The sequence below is a fragment of the Cellulomonas sp. URHD0024 genome (assembly GCF_000426185.1).
Lineage (GTDB): Bacteria > Actinomycetota > Actinomycetes > Actinomycetales > Cellulomonadaceae > Cellulomonas.
In genome coordinates this window covers 247995-270881 of the sequence record NZ_AUEW01000001.1, presented here as the reverse complement: position 1 = coordinate 270881, position 22887 = coordinate 247995, and the positions used below count along the sequence as shown (strand labels likewise).

Below are 22887 nucleotides of genomic sequence, written 5' to 3'. Positions count from 1 at the left end.
AACGCCAACGCTCACCGCGCGCGTGGGTGGGACGCGGCGTACACCTCGCGCAGCGTGTCCGGAGTCACGAGCGTGTAGATCTGCGTGGTCGTGACCGACGCGTGCCCGAGCAGCTCCTGGACCACCCGGACGTCCGCGCCGCCGGCGAGCAGGTGCGTGGCGAACGAGTGCCGCAGCGTGTGTGGTGACACGTGCTCGGCACCCGCCAGACCGGCCTTCTCCGCAGCGGACCGCAGCACCGCCCAGGCGCTCTGCCGGCTGAGCCGCGCGCCGCGCGTGTTGAGGAACAACCCCGGCGACCCACCCCTGCTCCCGGTCGCCAGTGCGGGTCTCCCACGGACCAGATAGGCGTCGACCGCGTCGAGCGCGAAGCTCCCGACCGGTACGACGCGCTCCTTGCGCCCCTTGCCGAACAGCCGGACCGACGCGTATCCCGGCGTTCGATCGACGTCGTCGACGTCGAGACCGACCGCCTCGGAGATGCGGGCCCCCGTGCCGTAGACGAGCTCGAGGAGCGCGCGGTCGCGCAGCGGGACCGGGCCGTCGCCGAGCCCGGCCGCGTCGAGGAGCCGCTCGACGTCGTCGACCGAGATCGCCTTGGGAAGCCGCTTGGGCTGAGCCGGCGGGCGGACTGCGCTCGCCGCATCGGTTCCCGTCACGCCGTCCAGCAGCAGGAACTTGTGCCACCCGCGCACCGCCACGACCGACCGGGCCGACGACGACGCCGACAACGCCGTCCGCCCGTCGGAACCCGTACGGACGGCCAGCAGGTAGTCCTCGACGTCCCGTTCACGGATCAGCCCTGGGTCGTGGCAGCCGCGCGACGCGAGGAACGCGACGTAGCGGGAGAGGTCCCGACGGTAGGCGAGCAGCGTGTTGACCGACAGCCCCCGCTCGACGGTGAGGTGGGCCAGATAGGTCTCGAGGGAGGCCTCGATGGTCGTCACGGCGTCAGAGCGGCAGGAAGACGTCCACTGCCAGGGCGATCGACAGCAGCGTGAGGTAGGTGATCGACGCGTGGAAGACGGTCATCGCCTTGAGCTTGCCGCGGCTGGGGTCCTCGGCGCGGCGCAGCAGACCGATGGTGCTCCACAGGAACCAGATGCCGAGCCCCGCCGCGACGACGCCGTACACCCAGGTCATGCCCTGCACCGGCCAGATCAGCAGCGAGCACGCGATCATCGCCACGGTGTACAGGATCATCTCCCGCGCGACCTTGGTGTCCTTGGCGACGACGGGAAGCATCGGGACGCCTGCGGCGGCGTAGTCGCGCTTGAACTTCATCGACAGCGGCCAGTAGTGCGGCGGCGTCCAGAAGAAGATGACGCCGAACAGGAGCACGGCGGTCCAGGACAGTCCGCCGGTCACCGCAGACCAGCCGATGAGCACCGGCATGCAGCCGGCCGCACCGCCCCAGACGATGTTCTGCGGCGTCCGTCGCTTCAGGATCATGGTGTAGCCCACGACGTAGATCAGGATCGCCGCGGCGGTGAGCCACGCTGAGGCCGGGTTCACCAGGAACCACAGCCAGGTGAGCGAGAAGACCCCGAGCGCGATGCCGAAGATCAGGGCCGCCCGTGGCGACACCTCACCGGTCACCAGCGGTCGGCGCTTGGTCCGGTTCATGATCTTGTCGATGTCGCGGTCGAGGTAGCAGTTCAGGACGTTCGCCGCACCAGCCGCCGCCGCACCCCCGACCAGCGTCTCGAGGACGAGGACCAGCCCGGGCCAGCCGCCCGCCGCGAGGATCATCGTCGGGACCGTGGTGACCAGCAGGAGCTCGATCACGCGGGGCTTGGTCAACGCGACGTACGGACCGACCACCCGCCGCAACCAGCCCGCCCTCGGCGAGGTCGAGACGGACTGCGACCCGTGCAGCGGGCCGACAGCGATCTGGTCGTCCGACGCTCCGGCGTCTTCGACTGACAGAGGGCTGCTGAGGCGCACGCGCTGCGGGTTCCGTTCGTGTCCGGCGGGGGTGATGTCGCGCAGCCATGCTACGGCCTGCGCCCACCCCCGGGGCGACGCCGAACCGGTACAACCGCCCCGCGGGCGTGTGACATCCATCGCTGGTGACGAGCGCGACAACCACGGTCCTGGTCACGCCCGGCGGCATGGCCCACCTGCGCTATAGGCTCGAAGGGCACGGTCCGACGACCGCCGCGAAGGCGCGACGCCGACCTGCTCGGTGGCCCGCAGTGGCTGCCCGAACTCGTCCGACACGTCACCCGGCCGCAGGCCAGGGTGGGAATGAGGTGCGGTGAACGCGAAGGCTCCCCTGGCGAAGACGGTCGGTTGGACTGATCTTGACGTGAAGGCGGTGGACACGGTCCGTGTCCTGGCCGCGGACGCGGTCGAGAAGGTCGGCAACGGCCACCCGGGGACGGCGATCAGCCTGGCCCCCGCCGCCTACCTGCTGTACCAGAACGTGCTCCGGCACGACCCGGCCGACCCGCACTGGCTGGGCCGCGACCGGTTCATCCTCTCGGCAGGCCACTCCAGCCTCACGCAGTACATCCAGCTGTACCTGGCCGGCTTCGGGCTCGAGCTCCAGGACCTCGAGGCGCTGCGGACGTGGGGCTCCAAGACGCCCGGACACCCCGAGTACAAGCACACGACCGGTGTGGAGATCACCACGGGTCCGCTCGGCCAGGGGCTCGCATCCGCGGTCGGCTTCGCGATGGCGGCCCGCCGTGAGCGCGGCCTGCTCGACCCCGACGCCGCACCGGGCACCAGCCCGTTCGACCACTTCGTGTACGTCATCGCTTCCGACGGCGACCTGCAGGAGGGCGTGACCAGCGAGGCGTCGTCCATCGCGGGCACGCAGGAGCTCGGCAACCTCATCGTGCTCTGGGACGACAACCACATCTCGATCGAGGGCGACACCGAGATCGCGTTCACCGAGGACGTCGTCGCGAGGTACGAGGCCTACGGCTGGCACACCCAGTTCGTGGACTGGACGGCGGGGCCGGACGGCTACGTCGAGGACGTCGACTCCCTGCACGCGGCGATCGAGGCGGCGAAGGCCGTCACCGACCGCCCGTCGTTCATCGGCCTGCGGACGCTGATCGCGTGGCCGACCCCCGGCAAGACGAACGAGCACTCGGCCCACGGCTCCAAGCTGGGCGGCGATGCCGTCCGTGGGCTCAAGGAGGCCGTCGGGTTCGCCCCCGACAGAGCCTTCGACGTCGACCCCGCGGTGCTCGCGCACACGCGTGGGCTGAGCGAGCGCACCGCGCCCGTCAAGGCCGCGTGGCAGGAGTCGTTCGGCGCGTGGCGTGCCGCCAACCCGGACAACGCTGCCCTGCTCGACCGGCTGGTCGCGGGCGAGCTGCCCGACGGCTGGGCCGACGCCCTGCCCGTGTTCCCCGCCGGCAAGGCGGTAGCCACACGTGCCGCGTCCGGCGACGTGCTCTCCGCCCTGGCCCCGGTGCTGCCCGAGCTGTGGGGCGGCTCTGCCGACCTCGCCGGCTCCAACAACACCACCATGAAGGGCGAGCCGTCCTTCCTCCCGGCCAAGCGCTCCACGACGGAGTTCGCCGGCGACCAGTTCGGACGCACCCTGCACTTCGGCATCCGCGAGCACGCCATGGGCTCGATCCTCTCGGGCATCCGGCTGCACGGGCTGACCCGGCCGTACGGCGGCACGTTCTTCACCTTCAGCGACTACATGCGCGGTGCCGTACGCCTGGCCTCGCTCATGGGCGTGCCGGCCGTCTACGTCTGGACGCACGACTCCATCGGTCTCGGCGAGGACGGCCCCACGCACCAGCCGATCGAGCACCTCGCGGCGGTACGTGCCATCCCCGGCCTCACGGTCGTCCGCCCCGCCGACGCCAACGAGACGGCCGCTGCCTGGAAGGCGACGCTCGAGCACACGACCGGTCCTGTGGCCCTCGTGCTCACCCGGCAGAACGTCCCGACGTTCCCCCGCGGCGAGGACGGCTTCGCCTCGGCGGACGGCCTGGCACGGGGCGCGTACGTGCTGCTGGAGGCGAGCACCGGCACACCTGACGTGATCCTCATCGGCACGGGCTCGGAGGTGCAGCTGGCGGTCGAGGCCCGCACCACCCTCGAGGCCGCCGGCGTGCCGACCCGGGTCGTGTCCGCTCCGTCGCTCGAGTGGTTCGCGGACCAGGACGAGGCGTACCGCGAGTCGGTGCTGCCGTCGTCGGTCCGCGCACGCGTCTCGGTCGAGGCGGGCATCGCCCTCTCGTGGCACAAGCTCCTCGGCGATGCGGGCCGCTCCGTCTCGATCGAGCACTACGGTGCCTCGGCGTCGGCGGAGAAGCTGTTCGAGGAGTTCGGCTTCACCGCCGAGCACGTCGTCGCCGCGGCCCACGAGTCGATCGCGGCGGCGAACAGCGGTCCCGCGAACACACCCGGCCTGCCCCTCGCGAGCGGCACGGGCGACCAGCAGGTCTGAGTCTGATCGGACGCGCCGGCCCCGGGTTCTACGGGGCCGGCGCTCGGATGAAGGGGATCGACATGGCACGGAACAGCAACCCCCTGGCACGCCTGGCGGACGCAGGAGTCGCGATCTGGCTCGATGATCTGTCGCGCGAGCGGCTGCGCACGGGGAACCTCGCCGAGCTGGTCGCGGACAGCGGTGTGGTCGGCGTGACGACGAACCCGTCGATCTTCGCCAGTGCCCTGTCCAAGGGCGACGCGTACGACGCCCAGCTGCGCGAGCTGGCCGCGGACGGCGCCGACGTCGACGCGGCGGTCTTCCGGATCACCACCGACGACGTGCGCGAGGCGGCGGACGTGCTGCGGCCCGTGTACGACCGCACCGACGGCGTCGACGGCCGCGTCTCCATCGAGGTGGATCCGCGACTGGCCAAGGACACCGAGGGCACGATCGCGTCGGCGAAGTCGCTGTGGGCGACAGTCGACAGGCCGAACGTCTTCATCAAGATCCCAGCGACGCGCGAGGGCCTGGCTGCGATCACGGCTGTGCTCGCCGAGGGCATCAGCGTCAACGTCACCCTGATCTTCTCGCTCGAGCGCTACGGTGCCGTGCTCGACGCGTTCGAGTCCGGACTCGAGCAGGCGCAAGCGAACGGCCACGATCTCGCCCCCATCGCGTCGGTCGCCTCGTTCTTCGTCTCACGCGTCGACACCGCGATCGACCCGCTGCTCGACAAGCTCGGCTCCCCCGAGGCGGCAGCTCTGCGCGGGAAGGCCGCGATCGCGAATGCCCGGCTCGCGTACGGGCTGTTCCAGGAGGTCGTCGCGGACGACCGCTGGAAGGCCCTCGCGGCCCAGGGCGCGCATCCGCAGCGTCCCTTGTGGGCGTCGACCGGCGTGAAGGACAAGGCGTACCCCGACACGCTCTACGTCGACGAGCTCGTGGTTGCCGGCGTCGTGAACACGATGCCCGAGGCCACGCTGCGGGCCGTCGCCGACCACGGCGGTGACGCGCACGACACGGTGACGGGCACCCGCGAGCAGGCAGAGGGGGTCATCTCCGGCCTGCGCGACCTGGGCATCGACATCGACGACGTGACGGAGCAGCTCGAGGTCGAGGGCGTGGACAAGTTCACGGCCAGCTGGGGTGAGCTGCTCGGGACCGTCTCCGACGGCCTCGCGGCCGCCGCGAAGCAGAACGAGTCGGGAGTCGCCAGGTGAGCTCGACCAAGGTCAGCGCCGAGAACAACCCGCTGCGGGACGAGCGGGACCGCCGGCTCCCCCGGATCGCCGGTCCGTGCGGGCTGGTGATCTTCGGGGTGACTGGAGATCTCGCGCGCAAGAAGCTCATGCCGGCCGTGTACGACCTGACCAACCGGGGTCTGCTGCCCCCGGGTTTCGCCCTGACCGGCTTCGCACGACGCGACTGGGCGACCCAGGACTTCGCGAAGATCGTGCACGACTCGGTGCGTGAGCACGCGCGCACGCCGTTCCGCGAGGCGACCTGGCGCCAGATGTCCGAGGGCATCCGGTTCGTGCAGGGCACGTTCGACGACGACGACGCGTTCGACCGGCTCCGCGAGACGGTCGAGGAGCTGGACGTCACCCGAGGGACGGGCGGCAACCACGCGTTCTACCTCTCCGTCCCGCCGAGCTCGTTCCCCGTGGTGTGCAAGCAGCTCGCCCGGTCCGGCCTGTCGCAGCCCGCCGAAGGCACGTGGCGCCGCGTGGTCATCGAGAAGCCCTTCGGCCACGACCTGAAGAGCGCCCGCGAGCTGAACGACATCGTCTCCGACGTCTTCAACCCGGACGACATCTTCCGGATCGACCACTACCTCGGCAAGGAGACGGTGCAGAACCTGCTGGCCCTCCGATTCGCCAACCAGCTGTTCGAGCCGATCTGGAACGCCAACTACGTCGACCACGTCCAGATCACCATGGCCGAGGACATCGGCATCGGCGGACGCGCGTCGTACTACGACGGCATCGGCGCGGCCCGGGACGTGATCCAGAACCACCTGATGCAGCTGCTCGCGCTCACCGCGATGGAGGAGCCGGCGTCGTTCGAGGCGGACGGCCTGCGCGCCGAGAAGGTCAAGGTCCTCTCGGCCGTCCGGGTTCCCCGGGACATCGGCAAGCACACCTCTCGCGGGCAGTACGCGGCCGGCTGGCAGGGCGGCGAGAAGGTCGTCGGGTACCTCGAGGAGGAGGGCTTCGACAAGGAGTCCACCACCGAGACGTTCGCGGCGATCCGCGTGGACATCGACAACCGTCGCTGGGCCGGCGTGCCGTTCTACCTGCGCACGGGCAAGCGTCTGGGCCGACGGGTCACCGAGATCGCCGTGGTCTTCAAGCGCGCTCCGCACCTCCCGTTCGAGTCGACCGCGACCGCCGAGCTGGGCAAGAACGCCCTGGTCATCCGCGTGCAGCCCGACGAGGGCGTCACGCTGCGCTTCGGCGCCAAGGTGCCGGGCACGGCCATGGAGGTGCGCGACGTGACGATGGACTTCGGCTACGGCCACGCGTTCACCGAGTCCTCCCCCGAGGCGTACGAGCGGCTGATCCTCGACGTCCTGCTCGGCGACCCGCCGTTGTTCCCGCGGCACGAGGAGGTCGAGCTGTCCTGGAAGGTGCTCGACCCGATCACCGCCTACTGGGCCGCCCACGGGAAGCCGGACCAGTACCGCTCCGGCACCTGGGGGCCGGAGTCGGCGGACAAGATGATGGCGCGCGACGGACGAGCCTGGAGACGGCCATGATCATCGAGATGCCGAACACGACCACCCGCGACGTCAACAAGCGGCTGCTGAAGGAGCGCGACGAGGGCGGTGCGATCGCGCTCGGCCGTGTGCTGACCCTCGTCGTGTCGGTGGGCGACCGCGACCCCGAGGAAGCGATCGAGGCGGCGAACGACGCCAGCCGGGAGCACCCGTGCCGCGTGATCGTCATCGCCAACGACGTGTCCGACAAGGAGTCGAACCTCGACGTGCAGATCCGGCTCGGAGGCGACGCCGGTGCCAGCGAGGTCCTCGTCCTGCGGCCGTCGGGCGCTCTCGAGCGGCACCTGGACACCCTCGTGATCCCCCTCCTGCTGCCCGACGCGCCGATCGTGGCCTGGTGGCCGTACGAGGTGCCGAAGAACGTGGCCGAGGACCCGATCGGTCGTATGGCCGCCCGCCGGATCACGGACTCCACGCAGGCGCTCCACCCGCTGGCCACCCTGCGTCAGCTCGCGGCCACCTACGTCGACGGTGACACTGACCTCGCCTGGACGCGCGCGACCCTGTGGCGTGGCCTCATCGCCGCCACGCTCGACCAGCCGCCGTACGAGCCCGTGCACAAGGCGGTCATCGTCGGGCAGGCGAACCACCCGTCGGTCGACCTGATCGCCGCGTGGCTGGCGCAGGCGCTGCGCTGCCCGGTCGAGATCGAGCGGGTCACCGAGGCACTGGCCATCACCCAGGTCCGACTCGAGCGAACGTCAGGACCGATCGTGCTGGACCGGCCCGACGGGAAGACCGCCGCCCTGCACCAGCCCGACCAGCCCGACCACCGGATCGCCCTGCCGATCCGCCAGCTCCGTGAGTGCCTGGCGGAGGAGCTGCGACGCCTCGACGCCGACGAGGTCTACGGCGAGGTGCTCCAGAAGGGACTTGCGAGGCTCCAGGCGTGACCGGCTCGCAGCACGCCCCGCGGGACGTCGTCGTCCATCCCGACGCCACCGTGCTGGCGGAGGCGGCGGCCGCGCGGCTGCTGACCCGGCTGATCGACCTGCAGTCGCACCGATCGCCGCTGCACGTCGGGCTGACGGGCGGCACGGTCGGCATCGCCACGCTCCGTGCGGTCGCGGCGAGCCCTGTACGGGACGCCGTCGACTGGTCGGGCGTGCACCTGTGGTGGGGGGACGAGCGGTTCGTCCCGGACGGCCACCCGGACCGCAACGAGACCCAGGCCCGCGAGGCGCTCATCGACGCTCTCGGCGAGGCGCTGCCCGCGTCGAACGTGCACCCGATCCCCGCGCTGAGCGACGAGGTCCCGACGCCCGAGGCGTCCGCCGCGCTGTACGCGTCGGCGTTGACGGAGGCCGGCACGCCCGCGTTCGACATCCTGCTGCTCGGCATGGGTCCGGACGGGCACGTCGCTTCCCTCTTCCCGGGGCACCAGGCGCTCGGCGCCCAGTACTCGCTCACCGTCGCCGTGCACGAGTCGCCCAAGCCCCCGCCCCTGCGGGTCTCGCTGACGTTCGACGCCATCCGTGCTGCCCGGGAGGTCTGGGTCGTGGCCGCCGGTGCCGAGAAGGCCGAGGCAGTCGCGTCCGCGCTCGGTGGCGCGTCGGTGAGCGTGACGCCCGCTGCCGGCGCGCTCGGCACCGAGCGGACGCTCTGGCTCGTCGACGCTGCGGCGACTGCCGCCCTGTCCACGGCCGAGGCCCCTGCGGCCCCGAAGACCAAGGACCTCTGGACCGCGGTCGACGAGTACTTCGCGGTGCTGGTGCCCGAGGACGTCGCCCTGGTGGACACGCGTGCGAGCGCGGTCCACGCCGGGCTGCCCGACATCGCCGTCACACCTCACCAGGGCAAGCTCCTGCACCTGATCGCGCAGGCGGTCGGAGCTCGTCGGATCCTGGAGGTCGGGACGCTCGGCGGGTACAGCACGGTCTGGCTCGCGCGGGCACTCCCCGCCGACGGCTCGCTCGTCACGCTCGAGATCTCCCCCGAGCACGCCACCGTGGCCACCGACTCCCTCGTGCGCGCGGGACTCGGTGACGTGGCCTCCGTGCTGGTCGGCGCGGCGGTCGAGACGCTCGACCGGCTCGTCGCCGACGGCACCGAGCCGTTCGATCTCGTGTTCATCGACGCGGACAAGGAGTCGATCCCCCGCTACCTCGAGCAGACGCTCGAGCTCACGCACCAGGGGTCGCTGGTGATCGTCGACAACGTCGTGCGCGCCGGCGGCGTCCTCGATCCGCATCATCCCGACGCCCGGGTCCAGGGCATCCGCACGATGGTCGACCTGCTCACCGACAACCCGCGTTACGACTCGACGGTGATCCAGACGGTCGGCACCAAGGGCTACGACGGGTTCGCACTCCTGCGGGTGCTCTGAACGACAGACGGGTCACCGCTGGGCCAGCCGAGCGAACGGAGCCTTTGCGACCGCGGCTCGCCGTCCGCACGGCACATGCCGGGCGGACGTACGAAAAGCAAGAGACCCCGCGCCGTTGCGGGGCCTCTTGTGCAGCTGTCCGGCGCGGACTCAGCCGCCGCGCTTCGCGCGCAGTGCCGCCAGCGCCTCGTCCAGGATGGCGGCACCGTCCTCGTCGGAACGCCGCTCCTTCACGTACGCGAGGTGCGTCTTGTACGGCTCGTTCTTGCTGGGTGACGGCGGGTTCGCCTGGTCCTGACCGGCGGGGAACCCGCAGCGCGGGCAGTCCCACGTCAGAGGCGCCTCGAGGGCGGCCTCCTCAGCGAAGCTCGGCCGCGTCTCGTGCCCGTTGGCGCACCAGTACGACACCCAGATGCGGGGAGCGGTGTCGCCGCGTTCCGCCTCGCCCATGGGACCGGCTCCGACTCGCGACCCCCTGATCGCACTCCCGCTCGCCATCGCCGACCGCCCTCAGACCGTCTTCTCGAGGAGCCCGAGAAGGATGATGATGACCGTCCACAGGAGCGCAGTACCGACCGTGATCCGGTTGAGGTTCCGCTCGGCGACCCCGGAGCTGCCGGCGCTGCTGGTGATGCCGCCGCCGAACATGTCGGACAATCCGCCGCCCTTGCCCTTGTGCAGCAGGACGAGCGGGATGAGCAGGAGGCTGGTGAGGACCAGCAGCACCTGGAGGGCGATACGCAAGGCGTCCACGTCGGCGTCGGTTCCTTACTGGGAGGGCACGTCACAGGCGAATCGGGCCGGCGACGCTGCGGTTGACCGCGGTACAGGGTAGGCGACCGGCGGCCGGAAAACCACCATGCCGCGGCCCGGGTCCCCGCCCGGACGAACCGGACGGGGACCGGAACGGCACAGGTCAGAGACCGACCGCGTGGGACTGGTAGCGCGCGATCGCCGCGAACTCGTCGGGGTCGAGGCTCGCGCCACCCACCAGAGCACCGTCGACGTCGGGCTTCGCCATGATCGACGCGACGTTCGACGACTTCACGGAGCCGCCGTAGAGCACGCGCACGGCGTCGGCGGTCTCGGCGTCGTACAGCTCGGCGATGCGCGACCGGATCGCCTCGCACAGCTCCTGCGCGTCCTCGGGCGTCGCCGTCTCGCCGGTGCCGATGGCCCAGACGGGCTCATACGCCACGACGATCGTCTTGACCTGCTCGGCGGTCAGTCCGGCGAGCGCTCCGTCCAGCTGCGCGAGCGTGTGCGGGACGTGCTCTCCGGCCTTGCGGACCTCGAGGACCTCTCCGACGCACAGGATGGGCACGATGCCCGAGGCCAGCGCGTTGAGGACCTTCTTGTTGATGAGCTCGTCGGACTCGTCGTGGTACTGCCGACGCTCCGAGTGGCCGACCGCGACGTACGTGGCACCCAGCTTCGCGAGGAACGCCGGCGAGATCTCACCGGTGTAGGCACCCGACTGGTAGGCCGAGCAGTCCTGCGCGCCGTAGACGAGCTCGAGCTTGTCCGCGTCGACCAGCGTCTGCACGCTGCGCAGGTCGGTGAAGGGCGGCAGGACGGCGACCTCGACCTTGGAGAAGTCGTGCTTGCCGTCACGCAGCGCCCACGCGAGCTTCTGCACGGTGTGCGTGGCCTGGTGGTGGTCCAGGTTCATCTTCCAGTTGCCCGCCATGAGCGGGGTACGCGTCGCCACGATCAGTCCTCCAGAACCGCGATGCCGGGGAGCGTCTTGCCCTCGAGGAACTCGAGGCTGGCGCCACCACCGGTCGAGATGTGTCCGAACCCGGCCTCGTCGAAGCCGAGCGTGCGCACGGCCGCGGCGGAGTCGCCACCGCCGACGATGGTGAAGCCGCCGTTGGTGCCGGCGTCGATCAGCGCCTGAGCCACGGCACGGGTGCCGCCCGAGAACGCCTCGAACTCGAACACGCCGGCCGGGCCGTTCCAGACGACGGTCTTGGCGTCCACGATCTTGCTGGCGAACAGCGTGCTGGACTCGGGACCGATGTCCAGGCCGATCTTCCCGTCGGGAATGGCATCCGCGGGAACCACCTGCGCCGGGGAGTCCGCCTTGAACTCGTCAGCGACGACGATGTCCGTCGGCAGCACGATCTCGACGCCCGCGGCCTCGGCCTGCGCCAGGTAGCCCTTGACGGTCTCGAGCTGGTCCTTCTCGAGGAGCGAGTTGCCCACCGAGTAGCCCTTGGCCGCGAGGAACGTGAACAGCATGCCGCCGCCGATGAGCAGACGGTCGGCCTTGGTCAGCAGGTTCGCGATGACGCCGAGCTTGTCGGAGACCTTCGAGCCGCCCAGGACGACGACGTACGGGCGGGCCGGGTCGTCCGTCGCCTTGCGCAGCGACGCGACCTCCTTGAGAACGAGTGCCCCGACTGCGTGCGGGAGCACGAGGGCGACGTCGTACACCGAGGCCTGCTTGCGGTGGACGACCCCGAAGCCGTCCGAGACGTACACGTCGGCCAGCTCGGCGAGCTCAGCCGCCAACGACGCCCGCTCCTCGTCCACCTTCGACGTCTCACGCGGGTCGAACCGGATGTTCTCCAGCAGCGCGATCTCGCCGTCCTGCAGCGCGGCCACAGTGGCCTTGGCGGACTCACCGACGACGTCGTCGGCCAGTGCGACCGGCTGGCCCAGGAGCTCCGAGAGGCGTGCTGCGACGGGCTTGAGCGAGTACTTGTCCTCGGGCGCGCCCTTGGGGCGACCGAGGTGCGCGGTGACGACGACGCGGGCACCCGCGGACAGGAGCGCCGTCAGTGTCGGGAGCGCGGCCCGGACACGGCCGTCGTCGGTGATCGTCGTTCCGTCGAGCGGCACGTTGAAGTCGGAACGGACCAGCACGCGCTTGCCGCGCAGGTCTCCGAGGTCCTCGATGGTCTTCATGTTCTCCTGCCTAGGGTCGTACAGGTGGTGGCTGAGCCTTCGCACTCACGAGACACAGCAGCGTCCGCGTGCACCGGGCCGGTGGGCCGGGGCGCACGCGGACGCTGGACGTCACTCGTGGTGCACGGACGAGGTCAGAGACGCTCGCCGACGTACGTGGTGAGTGCCACGAGGCTGTTGGAGTAGCCCCACTCGTTGTCGTACCAGGCGATGATCTTGACCAGGTCGCCGCTCACCTTGGTGAGCTTCGAGTCGAAGATGCTCTGGTGCGGGTTGGTGACGATGTCGCTCGAGACGATCTCGTCCTCGACGTACTCGAGGACGCCCTTGAGCGGACCCTCGGCGGCGGCCTTGACCGCGGCGTTGACCTCGTCGACCGTGACCTCGCGCGAGGCGGTGAAGGTCAGGTCGGTGGCCGAGCCGGTGATCGTCGGCACGCGCAGAGCGAAGCCGTCGAGCTTGCCCTTGAGCTCCGGGAGGACGAGCGCCACGGCCTTGGCCGCACCGGTCGACGTCGGGACGATGTTCTGCGCGGCCGCGCGGGCGCGACGCAGGTCCTTGTGCGGACCGTCCTGGAGGTTCTGGTCACCCGTGTAGGCGTGGATCGTGGTCATGAGACCGCGCTCGATGCCGATCGCGTCGTTGAGCGCCTTGGCCACCGGGGCCAGGCAGTTCGTGGTGCACGAGGCGTTGGAGATGATGTGCTGCGTCGCGGCGTCGTAGTCCGTGTGGTTCACGCCGACGACGAAGGTGCCGTCCTCGTTCTTCGCGGGCGCCGAGATGATGACCTTCTTCGCACCGGCCTCGATGTGGGCCTTCGCCTTGGTCGCGTCCGTGAAGAAGCCCGTGGACTCGATGACGATGTCGGCACCGAGCTCCTTCCACGGCAGGTCCGCGGGGTCGCGCACCTCAAGGGCGCGGATCTTCTTGCCGTCGACGATGATGTTCTCGTCGTCGAAGTCGACGCTCAGCGGGAACCGGCCCAGGACCGTGTCGTACTTGAGCAGGTGGGCCAGGGTCTTGTTGTCCGTCAGGTCGTTGACACCGACGATCTCGATGTCCGCGCCCGAGGCAATGATCGCCCGGTAGAAGTTGCGACCGATTCGGCCGAAGCCGTTGATGCCGACCTTGATGGTCACTTGCCCTCCTCGGCAGCGCCGACGGAGGTCGGCGCACACATGTTTTCGATGGGTTCCGCACGCCGCTGTGCGTTCCGATCGTCAACCGCCCTGCCAAACCGTACCTTGGCACAACACGGTAGAACGCGTGGCGATCGGATAACCGAAGTCTATACCCGCGACACCGCACACGCAGACACCGGCCGTCGGGACCAAAGGCCCTTTCTGGGCTCTCAGAGGTCGAGCAGATCCGGGCTGAGTCCGGCCTCCGTGTCGGGGATGCCCAGGTCAGCCGCCCGCTTGTCCGCGGTCGCGAGGAGCCGACGGATCCGTCCGGCGACCGCGTCCTTGGTCAGCGGCGGGACGGCCAGCTTGCCCAGCTCCTCCAGCGACGCCTCCTTGTGCGCGAGCCGCAGCTCCCCCGCCTCGCGCAGGTGCTCGGGCAGCTCGTCGCCCAGGATCTCGAACGCACGCTCCACCCGAGCGCCGGCGGCGACCGCGGCCCGGGCCGAGCGGCGAAGGTTCGCGTCGTCGAAGTTGGCCAGCCGGTTCGCGGTGCCGCGGACCTCGCGCCGGACCCGACGCTCCTCCCACAGCAGCATGGTCTCGTGCGCACCCAGACGCGCCAGCATCGCGCTGATCGCGTCCCCGTCCCGGATGACCACGCGGTCGACACCGCGCACCTCGCGAGCCTTGGCCGAGATGCCGAGCCGACGAGCCGCACCGACGAGCGCCAGAGCCGCCTCCGGGCCGGGGCACGTGACCTCGAGAGCCGACGAACGTCCCGGCTCGGTCAGCGATCCGTGCGCGAGGAACGCGCCACGCCAGGCTGCCTCAGCCTCGGCGACGCCCGCCGACACCACCTGTGGGGGCAGACCTCGCACCGGACGGCCGCGGTTGTCGAGGAGACCTGTCTGGCGGGCGAGCGACTCGCCGTCCTTGACCACCCGCACGACGTACCGGGAACCGCGACGCAGCCCGCCGCCGGAGACGACGATGATCTCGCTGTCGTGCCCGTAGACCTCCGAGATCGCCTGGCGCAGCCGGCGGGCACCGATACCCGTGTCCAGCTCCGCCTCGATGACGATCCGCCCCGAGATGATGTGCAAGCCCCCCGCGAACCTCAGGGTGGCCGAGACCTCGGCCTTCCGTGAGGACGTCTTGTCCACCTTCAGACGGGCGAGCTCGTCCTTCACCTGTGCCGTCAACGCCATGGCTGCATCCTGCCATCCGGGACAGCTGTCCGGGACCGGTCCGAGCAGCTAGTCCGACCGGGTTCCGACGTCCCCGAGAAAGCCCTCGACGACGTCCGAGTACGCGCCGGCCAGGCGTAGCGGGTCGTGTCGGGGTGTTCCGTCACCCTTGCCGACCTGGCGCAGCAGCAGACGAGCCCCCAGGTCGGCGGTGCGCGAAGCCAGTGCCGAGACGTCCTCGACCGCCGTGGGATCCGCGACGACGGCGTCGATCCTCAGCTCGGGCGCGTGGGTGCGCAGCACCTCGAGGTAGTCCTCGGCGCGCATACCCGCCGTCTCCCCCGATTCACCCGATGCGAGGTTCAGCGTCAGGATCGTCCGGGCACGCGTTCGCCCGAGTGCCGCACGCAGGCTCGGAACGAGCAGGTGCGGGAGCACCGAGGTGTACCAGGACCCGGGACCGAGCACGATCCAGTCGGCCGCCCCGATCGCCTCCACCGCCTCCGGGCACGCGGGTGGGTCCGGAGGGTCGAGCCGCAGAGCCTCGATCGTTCCGGTCGTCACGGCGACGGCACTCTGTCCGACGACCAGCGACCTGACACCCAGGTCGTCGACGACATCGGCCTCGATGCGCAGGGGCACGGAGGCCATCGGAAGGACCCGGCCCCGAGCACCCAGGAGTCGCCCCACCCAGTCGAGACCCTCGACGGTGTCGCCGAGCTGCTCCCACAGGGCGACGATGAGCAGGTTCCCGACGGCATGCTGGTCGAGGTCGCCCGACGAGTGGAACCGGTGCTGCAGCAGGTCGCGCCAGGTGCGACCCCACTCGGAGTCGTCGCACAGCGCGGCGAGTGCCATCCGCAGGTCACCTGGCGGCAGCACCCCGAGCTCCTCGCGCAGGCGACCCGACGATCCACCGTCGTCCGCGACGGTGACGACGGCAGTGATCTGGTCGGTCATGAGCCGGAGCGCCGAGAGCGACGCCGAGAGCCCGTGCCCACCGCCGAGCGCGACGACCGCGGGCGCACCTCTGCGGGCTCCTCGAACGTTCGTCATTCCTTGCCGAGGTCGCGTGCGCTGACGGCCACGTGGTGCCCCTGATCGCGCAGCCTCGTCGCGATCGCCTCGCTGACCGCCACGGAACGGTGCTTGCCGCCCGTGCACCCGACGGCGATCGTGACGTAGCGCTTCTCCTCGTTGAGGTATCCCGCGAGCACGGGCTCCAAGGCCGCCACGTACCGGTCGACGAAGGTCACAGCCCCGGGCAGACCGAGGACGTAGTCACGGACCGGAGCGTCCCGACCGGTCAGGTGACGCAGCTCGGTGATCCAGTACGGGTTGGCCAGGAAGCGCACGTCCACCACGTGGTCGGCGTCGAGCGGCAGCCCGTACTTGAAGCCGAACGACAGCACCGAGACCTGCAGCACGTCCTCGCCGGCCGTCGTGACGACCGTGCGGACCTCCCGGGCCAGGTCGTGCACGTTGAGCTCGGACGTGTCGATCAGGGTGTCCGCGCGCTCGCGCAGGTCGACCAGCGCCGCGCGCTCGGCCGCGATCCCGTCGAGGATCCGTCCCGCCCCTTGCAACGGGTGCGGCCGGCGGACCTGCTCGAACCGACGGACCAGCACCTCGTCGGACGCGTCGAGGAAGAGGATCCGGTAGACGACGCCGGACTCACGGAGCCCCTCGAGCACGAGTGCGAGATCGCGGAAGAACTCCCGTCCTCGCACGTCGATCACGGCCGCCAGCCGCTGCGCGCGGGCGCCGGCGGCTCCGCTGGTGAGCATGCCCACCAGGTGCGTCAGCATCTGGGCGGGCAGGTTGTCGATGACGTACCAGTCGAGGTCTTCCAGCACCGCCGCCGCACGCGAACGACCCGCGCCCGACATGCCGGTGATGATCAGCACCTGGGGCTGGACGAGGTGCGGCGCCTCCGTCGCAGCCTCGAGGGCGGGAATCCCGGTGGGCACCGTGATCGGCGAAGGCTCGTCGCTCATGCGTCAAGCATGCCAGCCGACGCGCTCACCTGGTCCGACGCGCCGGTCGTGGGACTGTCCGACGTCGTGTCGCGCGCCGGGTTGAGGGCGGCCACCACTGCCGCGGCCGTCCGCTCACCCATCCCCTGCACCGAGGCGATCTCCTCGACCGACGCAGCGCGAAGCCGCTTGACGGAGCCGAAGTGCCGCAGGAGCGCCGCCTGGCGCGCCGGTCCGAGGCCCGGGACGTCGTCGAGCACCGACGTCGTCATTCCCTTGCTCCGGCGCTTGCGGTGTGCGGTGATGGCGAAGCGGTGCGCCTCGTCGCGAAGCCGTTGCAGCAGGTAGAGCCCCTCCGAGGAGCGCTGCAGGATGACGGGGTACTCCTCCCCGGGCAGCCAGACCTCCTCGAGTCGCTTGGCCAGCCCGCACAGCGCGACGTCGTCGATGCCCAGCTCGGCCATCGCCGCCGCCGCGGCCGCGACCTGGGGCGGACCGCCGTCGACCACGACCAGGTTGGGCGGGTAGGCGAAGCGCACCGGCCTGCCCGTGACCTCGTCGATCGGACCCGACCGCACCAGGTGGTCGTCCTCGTCGGCGCCGGTGTCGAGCTCCAGGTCCCGCGAGTCCGCCCGGTCGGCCAGGTAGCGCCGGAAGCGTCGAGTGATCACCTCGTGCATGGCAGCGGTGTCGTCGCGCGCGCCCTGGCCCTCGGGTCCGCGAATGTTGAACATCCGGTACTCGCTCTTGCGGGCCAGGCCGTCCTCGAACACCACCATCGAGGCCGACTGGTAGGTGCCCTGGTTGTGCGACACGTCGTAGCACTCGATGCGCAGCGGTGCCGACGTGAGGTCCAAGGCCTCCTGGATCTCCTGCAGCGCCTGGCTGCGCGTGGTGAGGTCGCCCGCGCGGCGGGTGCGGTGCAGGACGAGTGCGTGCTCGGCGTTGCGCAGCACCGTCGCGGCCAGCTCGCGCTTGTCGCCCCGCTGCGGCACTCGGACGGAGACCTTGCTCCCCCGCAGGCCACCGAGCCACGCCTGCACCTGGTCGACGTCCGGCGGAAGCACCGGGACCAGGACCTCCCGCGGGACGGCCGACGACGTTCCACCGTCACCCGACGCCTCGTTGCCGTAGATCTGCTGAAGCAGGTGCTCGACCAGCTCGCCGTCCGTGACGTCCTCGACCTTCTCCACCACCCAGCCGCGTTGACCGCGGATCCTGCCGTCGCGGACGTGGAAGACCTGCACGGCGGCCTCGAGCTCGTCACCCGACAGCGCGAAGATGTCCGCGTCGGTGCCGTCTGCGAGCACGACGGCGTTCTTCCCGGTCGCTCGTTCGAGCGTCTGGATGTCGTCCCGCAGCCGCGCGGCCCGCTCGTAGTCGAGCTCGTTGGCCGCCTCCTTCATGGCCACGGTCAGGCGTCGCGTGAACTTGGCCGTGTCCCCGGCCATGAAGTCGCAGAAGTCCTGCGCCAACGCGTGGTGGTCGTCCGGCGAGATCCGCCCGACGCACGGCGCCGAGCACTTGTCGATGTAGCCGAGCAGGCAGGGCCGACCCTGCTGCTTGGCACGCCTGAAGACACCCGCCGAGCACGTGCGCACGGGAAACACCCGCAGGAGCAGGTCCACCGTCTCGCGGATGGCCCACGCGTGCGCGTACGGCCCGAAGTAGCGCGTGCCCCTGCGCTTGGCGCCGCGCATCACCTGTACCCGGGGGAACTCGTCGGCCATCGTCACGGCGAGGTACGGATACGACTTGTCGTCCCGGTACTTCACGTTGAACCGCGGGTCGAACTCCTTGATCCACGAGTACTCGAGCGCGAGGGCCTCGACCTCGGTCCCGACGACCGTCCACTGGACGGAGGCCGCCGACGTGACCATCTGCTGGGTGCGGGGGTGCAGCCCGGAGAGGTCCTGGAAGTAGCTGGACAGGCGCTGCCGCAGGCTCTTGGCCTTGCCGACGTAGATGACGCGTCCGTGCTCGTCGCGGAAGCGGTAGACCCCGGGCTCGTCGGGGATCTCCCCCGGCGCGGGACGATAGGTGGCGGGATCGGCCATGTGTTCGAGCCTAGTTCGCGCCACCGACGTCGCGGACCGGACGCGGCCCCCTCGGCGCGGCTACCGTGGGGCGATGGGCCCCCTGCACACGTACTCGGTCGACCTCGCCTGGACCGGCGCCGGAGCGAGCGGAACCGCGAGCTACACCTCGTACAGCCGGGACCACGAGGTGCGCATCGGGTCCAAGCCGCCGCTGCTCGGCTCGTCGGACCCCGCCTTCCGCGGTGACCCGTCGCGGTTCAACCCGGAAGAGCTGCTGGTCAGCGCCTTGGCGCAGTGCCACATGCTCTGGTTCCTGCACCTGGCATCCGCCGCCGGTGTCGTCGTCGTCGGCTACGAGGACCAAGCGGTCGGCACCATGCGGATCGAGGCAGCGGGTCACGGGCAGTTCCGCGAGGTCGTCCTGCGGCCTCGGGTGGTCGTCGGTCGTCGCGGGCTCCTTGCGGACGAGTCGCCGGTGACCGACACCCTGCTGGTCGACCTCCACCGCAAGGCCCACGAGCACTGCTTCATCTCCCGTTCGGTGAACTTCCCCGTCCGTCATGAACCGGTCCCGCTCCGCACGGCGGAAGAGGTCCCCACGCCGCCCTGAGCGGGCGCTCAGGGACGACGCAGCGTCAGCCAGCGTGGTTCGAGGACGTACCCGAGCACCTCGTTGATCCGCAGCGATGCCTCGTTGACCGCCGAGCCGCCCGTCCCGAACGACCGGGTCCCCTGGCGCTGCTGGTCGAGGATCGCGTACGCCTTGACGGCCGTGGCCAGCCCCTGCCCTCGATACCTCGCCCGCGTCACCGTGAACTCGGTCTCCACACGGTCCTCCTCCGGGCGCATGACCGTCACGCAGTCGAGCCGGCCGTCCGGCGTCCGGGCACCGTACGCGTGCCACTCCCCGGCAAGCCGTCGTCGAAGGGTTGGCTCGTCGGGGACCGCGTGAGACGTCGCCGGACCGCCATCCGGGTAGTCCGCGATCGAGGCGCCGTCGAGGTCGACGATGCTTCGCGCGTCCCGTTCCCCGAGTCGGGAGACGGTCCAGCCCTGCTTGCGGACCGCGTCGACACAGGCCTCGAGGCGCGTGCCCCACTCGCCCGAGTCCTCGGGCACGGTCAGCCGCGCGCCCCACGACTCGTGGACGACGACCCAGCCGTCGGCGAGCAGCCGCACGGTCTGCGGATCGTCCTCGCGCAGGACCCGTTCGTCGGTCGTCATGCCGAGACGCGCTCCACGACAGGCTCGAGCACCTCGGCCAGGAACCGGCCCGTGTGGGAGTCCGGTGACAGCGCGATCTGCTCGGGCGTCCCCTCGGCGATCACCAAGCCACCTCCGCTGCCGCCCTCGGGACCCATGTCGATGACCCAGTCGGCGTTCTTGATCACGTCGAGGTTGTGCTCGATGACGATCACCGAGTTGCCCTTGTCGACCAGCGACTGGAGCACACCCAGCAGCTTGCGGATGTCCTCGAAGTGGAGCCCCGTCGTGGGCTCGTCGAGCACGTAGATCGTCCGTCCGGTCGACCGCCGCTGCAGCTCCGCGGCGAGCTTCACGCGCTGAGCCTCGCCGCCGGAGAGCGTCGGCGCCGGTTGCCCGAGCCGTACGTACCCGAGGCCGACGTCGACCAACGTCCGTAGGTGGCGTGAGATCGCCGGCACGGCGGCAAAGAACTCGGCGGCCTCCTCGATCGGCATCGCGAGCACGTCGGCCACGGTCTTGCCCTTGAAGTGCACCTCGAGCGTCTCGCGGTTGTAGCGGTCGCCGTGGCAGACCTCGCACGGAACGTAGACGTCCGGGAGGAAGTTCATCTCGATCTTCAAGGTCCCGTCACCCGAGCACGCCTCGCAGCGTCCGCCCTTGACGTTGAACGAGAAGCGCCCGGGCGTGTAGCCGCGCACCTTGGCCTCGGTGGTCTCGGCGAACAGCCGGCGCACGTGGTCCCAGACCCCCGTGTACGTGGCGGGGTTGGACCGCGGCGTGCGTCCGATCGGCCCCTGGTCGACGTGCACGACCTTGTCCAGGTGCTCCAGGCCGGTCACGCGCTTGTGGCGGCCTGCCACCTGGCGCGCACCGTTCAGCTCGTTGGCCATGACCGTGTAGAGGATGTGGTTCACGAGCGTCGACTTGCCCGATCCGGACACCCCGGTGACTGCCGTGAGAGTGCCGAGCGGGAACGACACGTCGATCCCCTGCAGGTTGTGCTCCCGCGCGCCGACGACGGTGACCTGCCGCTTCTTGTCGATGGGCCGACGCACCTGCGGCATCGGGATGCTCCGCCGACCGGACAGGTAGGCGCCCGTGACGGACTCGGCAGAGTCCAGCAGCCCCTCCAGGTCGCCGGAGTGCACGACGCGGCCGCCGTGCTCCCCCGCACCCGGACCGATGTCGACGATCCAGTCGGCCGTACGGATCGTGTCCTCGTCGTGCTCGACGACGATCAGCGTGTTGCCCAGGTCGCGCAAGCGTGTGAGCGTCTCGATCAGCCGGCGGTTGTCGCGCTGGTGCAGCCCGATCGACGGCTCGTCGAGGACGTACAGCACGCCGACGAGTCCGGAGCCGATCTGCGTGGCCAGCCGGATCCGCTGCGCCTCACCACCCGACAGCGTGCCGGCCGGACGCATGAGCGACAGGTAGTCCAGCCCGACGTCGAGCAGAAAGCCGAGCCGTGCCTGGATCTCCTTGAGCACCTGCATCGCGATCGCCCGCTCGCGCTCACCGAGCTCCAGGGTGTCGAGGAACTCGCGAGCCTCCCGGATGGGCAGGGCGCACACCTCGGCGATGGACCGACCGCCCACACGCACAGCCAGCACCTCGGGCTTCAGCCGGGCGCCCCCGCACACGGGACACGGGACCTCCCGCATGTACGCCTCGTACTTCTCCTTGCTCCACTCGGAGTCGGTCTCGTTGTGCCGACGCTCGAGGAACGTGATCACGCCCTCGAACCCGGTCGAGTACTGCCGTTCGCGACCCCACCGGTTCTTGTAGCGGACCTTGACCTCGTGGTTCTGCCCGTGGAGCACCGCGTCCCGTGCGCGCTGAGGCAACGCACGCCACGGCACGGACGTCGAGAAGCCCATGTCTGCGGCCAGCGCGGTGAGCACGCGGCCGAAGTACTCGCTCGAGATCTGCGCCCAGGGCGCGACCGCCCCGTCGTCGAGCGAGAGGTCCTCGTCGGGGACGACGAGGTCGGGGTCGACCTCGAGCTTCGAGCCGAGGCCGGTGCACTCGGGGCAGGCACCGTACGGAGCGTTGAACGAGAACGTCCGCGGCTCGATCTCGTCGAGCGCCAGCACGTGGTCGTTCGGGCAGGCCCGGTGCTCGGAGAAACGCCGCTCGCGGCTGAGGTCGTCGATGTCGGCGTCGACGAGCTCGACCACGAGAAGTCCACCGGCGAGGCCGAGGGCCGTCTCGACGGAGTCGGTGAGCCGACGCTGGACGCCCTCGCGCGCGACGAGCCGGTCGATCACGACCTCGATGTCGTGCTTCAGCTTCTTCTCGAGCGTGGGGGGCTCGGTCAGCTGCACGACCTCGCCGTCCACGCGGGCGCGGGCGAAGCCCTTGCTCTGCAGCTCCTTGAACAGGTCCGCGTACTCCCCCTTGCGGCCCCGGACGACCGGCGCGAGCACCTGGTAACGGGTGCCCTCGGGCAGCTCCAGCAGCCTGTCCACGATCTGCTGCGGCGTCTGGGCGGTCACTCGCTCGCCGCAGACGGGGCAGAACTGGGTACCGGCGCGCGCGAACAGGAGACGCAGGTAGTCGTAGACCTCGGTGATCGTCCCGACCGTCGAGCGCGGGTTCCGGTTGGTCGACTTCTGGTCGATCGACACCGCGGGCGACAGCCCCTCGATGAAGTCGACGTCGGGCTTGTCCATCTGACCCAGGAACTGTCGTGCGTACGCGGACAGCGACTCCACATATCGCCGCTGACCCTCCGCGAAGATCGTGTCGAAGGCCAACGACGACTTGCCCGACCCCGACAGCCCGGTGAAGACGATGAGCTTGTCGCGCGGGAGATCGAGGTCGACGTTCCGGAGGTTGTGCTCGCGGGCGCCTTGCACCACCAGACGTTCGTTCACGCCGGGGAGTCTACGTCCCGCCACTGACAATCGCACATCTGTTCGACGTG

Annotated in this window: 19 protein-coding genes; 6 read left to right on the top strand and 13 right to left on the bottom strand. The window is 70.4% G+C overall.

Annotation, left to right across the window (positions count from 1 at the left end; all coding sequences use genetic code 11):
* Positions 1-11: 11 nt before the first annotated feature.
* Positions 12-947: a site-specific tyrosine recombinase XerD gene (locus I847_RS0101190; protein ID WP_028048225.1), complete on the bottom strand. Its 936-nt coding sequence runs from the start codon at positions 945-947 to the stop codon at positions 12-14.
* Between the two features lie 4 nt (positions 948-951).
* A complete protein-coding gene (locus I847_RS0101185; protein WP_369751704.1) occupies positions 952-1878 on the bottom strand; it encodes a heme o synthase in 927 nt (308 codons plus the stop codon).
* A 382-nt stretch (positions 1879-2260) separates the two neighbouring features.
* Between I847_RS0101185 and tkt the strand changes: the two genes are divergently transcribed.
* The 5 genes from tkt to pgl all read left to right on the top strand — a co-directional run bounded on the left by tkt (position 2261) and on the right by pgl (position 9516).
* Complete coding sequence (tkt, locus tag I847_RS0101180) at positions 2261-4426, top strand: transketolase (RefSeq protein WP_028048223.1); 2166 nt, start codon at positions 2261-2263, stop codon at positions 4424-4426.
* 62 nt (positions 4427-4488) lie between these two features.
* Positions 4489-5631, top strand: a complete 1143-nt coding sequence (gene tal / locus I847_RS0101175) for a transaldolase (RefSeq protein ID WP_028048222.1) — start codon at positions 4489-4491, stop codon at positions 5629-5631.
* Positions 5628-7169 carry a glucose-6-phosphate dehydrogenase gene (gene zwf / locus I847_RS0101170; RefSeq protein ID WP_028048221.1) on the top strand — a complete coding sequence of 514 codons (1542 nt, stop codon included), beginning with the start codon at positions 5628-5630 and terminating at the stop codon, positions 7167-7169. The genes tal and zwf overlap by 4 nt, the downstream gene beginning before the upstream one ends.
* The gene (locus I847_RS0101165; protein WP_028048220.1) at positions 7166-8083 is read left to right on the top strand and encodes a glucose-6-phosphate dehydrogenase assembly protein OpcA; all 918 of its coding nucleotides are present in this window, start codon (positions 7166-7168) and stop codon (positions 8081-8083) included. The genes zwf and I847_RS0101165 overlap by 4 nt, the downstream gene beginning before the upstream one ends.
* Positions 8080-9516, top strand: a complete 1437-nt coding sequence (gene pgl / locus I847_RS27645; RefSeq protein WP_028048219.1) for a 6-phosphogluconolactonase — start codon at positions 8080-8082, stop codon at positions 9514-9516. Before I847_RS0101165 ends, pgl begins: the two co-directional genes overlap by 4 nt.
* A gap of 150 nt (positions 9517-9666) precedes the next feature.
* Here pgl and I847_RS0101155 read toward each other — a convergent pair whose 3' ends face one another.
* The 9 genes from I847_RS0101155 to uvrC all read right to left on the bottom strand — a co-directional run bounded on the left by I847_RS0101155 (position 9667) and on the right by uvrC (position 18773).
* Positions 9667-10014, bottom strand: a complete 348-nt coding sequence (locus tag I847_RS0101155) for an RNA polymerase-binding protein RbpA (RefSeq protein WP_034608687.1) — start codon at positions 10012-10014, stop codon at positions 9667-9669.
* Between the two features lie 12 nt (positions 10015-10026).
* A complete protein-coding gene (gene secG / locus I847_RS0101150; protein WP_028048217.1) occupies positions 10027-10269 on the bottom strand; it encodes a preprotein translocase subunit SecG in 243 nt (80 codons plus the stop codon).
* A gap of 163 nt (positions 10270-10432) precedes the next feature.
* Positions 10433-11227: a triose-phosphate isomerase gene (gene tpiA, locus I847_RS0101145; protein WP_028048216.1), complete on the bottom strand. Its 795-nt coding sequence runs from the start codon at positions 11225-11227 to the stop codon at positions 10433-10435.
* Between the two features lie 2 nt (positions 11228-11229).
* Positions 11230-12429, bottom strand: coding sequence for a phosphoglycerate kinase (pgk, locus tag I847_RS0101140; protein ID WP_028048215.1), 1200 nt, complete (start codon positions 12427-12429; stop codon positions 11230-11232).
* A 134-nt stretch (positions 12430-12563) separates the two neighbouring features.
* The gene (gene gap / locus I847_RS0101135; RefSeq protein WP_028048214.1) at positions 12564-13568 is read right to left on the bottom strand and encodes a type I glyceraldehyde-3-phosphate dehydrogenase; all 1005 of its coding nucleotides are present in this window, start codon (positions 13566-13568) and stop codon (positions 12564-12566) included.
* 212 nt (positions 13569-13780) lie between these two features.
* Entirely contained in the window at positions 13781-14761 is a 981-nt protein-coding gene (gene whiA, locus I847_RS0101130) for a DNA-binding protein WhiA (RefSeq protein ID WP_028048213.1), read from the bottom strand.
* Between the two features lie 48 nt (positions 14762-14809).
* Positions 14810-15796, bottom strand: coding sequence for a uridine diphosphate-N-acetylglucosamine-binding protein YvcK (gene yvcK / locus I847_RS0101125; RefSeq protein WP_028048212.1), 987 nt, complete (start codon positions 15794-15796; stop codon positions 14810-14812).
* Positions 15793-16737, bottom strand: a complete 945-nt coding sequence (rapZ, locus tag I847_RS0101120; RefSeq protein WP_028048211.1) for an RNase adapter RapZ — start codon at positions 16735-16737, stop codon at positions 15793-15795. Before rapZ ends, yvcK begins: the two co-directional genes overlap by 4 nt.
* Complete coding sequence (gene uvrC, locus I847_RS0101115; protein ID WP_028048210.1) at positions 16734-18773, bottom strand: excinuclease ABC subunit UvrC; 2040 nt, start codon at positions 18771-18773, stop codon at positions 16734-16736. Before uvrC ends, rapZ begins: the two co-directional genes overlap by 4 nt.
* Before the next feature lie 73 nt (positions 18774-18846).
* On the opposite strand from uvrC, the gene I847_RS0101110 reads away from it, so the two are divergent.
* Positions 18847-19365 carry an OsmC family protein gene (locus I847_RS0101110; protein ID WP_028048209.1) on the top strand — a complete coding sequence of 173 codons (519 nt, stop codon included), beginning with the start codon at positions 18847-18849 and terminating at the stop codon, positions 19363-19365.
* 8 nt (positions 19366-19373) lie between these two features.
* Here the strand turns inward: I847_RS0101110 and I847_RS0101105 are convergent, their stop codons facing one another.
* Both I847_RS0101105 and uvrA read right to left on the bottom strand, forming a co-directional pair.
* Positions 19374-19979, bottom strand: coding sequence for a hypothetical protein (locus I847_RS0101105; protein WP_028048208.1), 606 nt, complete (start codon positions 19977-19979; stop codon positions 19374-19376).
* A complete protein-coding gene (uvrA, locus tag I847_RS0101100) occupies positions 19976-22837 on the bottom strand; it encodes an excinuclease ABC subunit UvrA (RefSeq protein WP_034608684.1) in 2862 nt (953 codons plus the stop codon). The genes I847_RS0101105 and uvrA overlap by 4 nt, the downstream gene beginning before the upstream one ends.
* Positions 22838-22887 lie beyond the last annotated feature (50 nt).

Bases quoted from the DNA above. Each gene is read 5' to 3' on its own strand.
- tal (WP_028048222.1), top strand. From the start codon at position 4,489: ATGGCACGGAACAGCAACCCCCTGGCACGCCTGGCGGACGCAGGAGTC.
- I847_RS0101165 (WP_028048220.1), top strand. From the start codon at position 7,166: ATGATCATCGAGATGCCGAACACGACCACCCGCGACGTCAACAAGCGG.
- I847_RS0101155 (WP_034608687.1), bottom strand. From the start codon at position 10,014: ATGGCGAGCGGGAGTGCGATCAGGGGGTCGCGAGTCGGAGCCGGTCCC.
- pgk (WP_028048215.1), bottom strand. From the start codon at position 12,429: ATGAAGACCATCGAGGACCTCGGAGACCTGCGCGGCAAGCGCGTGCTG.
- whiA (WP_028048213.1), bottom strand. From the start codon at position 14,761: ATGGCGTTGACGGCACAGGTGAAGGACGAGCTCGCCCGTCTGAAGGTG.
- yvcK (WP_028048212.1), bottom strand. From the start codon at position 15,796: ATGACGAACGTTCGAGGAGCCCGCAGAGGTGCGCCCGCGGTCGTCGCG.
- rapZ (WP_028048211.1), bottom strand. From the start codon at position 16,737: ATGAGCGACGAGCCTTCGCCGATCACGGTGCCCACCGGGATTCCCGCC.
- uvrC (WP_028048210.1), bottom strand. From the start codon at position 18,773: ATGGCCGATCCCGCCACCTATCGTCCCGCGCCGGGGGAGATCCCCGAC.
- I847_RS0101110 (WP_028048209.1), top strand. From the start codon at position 18,847: ATGGGCCCCCTGCACACGTACTCGGTCGACCTCGCCTGGACCGGCGCC.
- I847_RS0101105 (WP_028048208.1), bottom strand. From the start codon at position 19,979: ATGACGACCGACGAACGGGTCCTGCGCGAGGACGATCCGCAGACCGTG.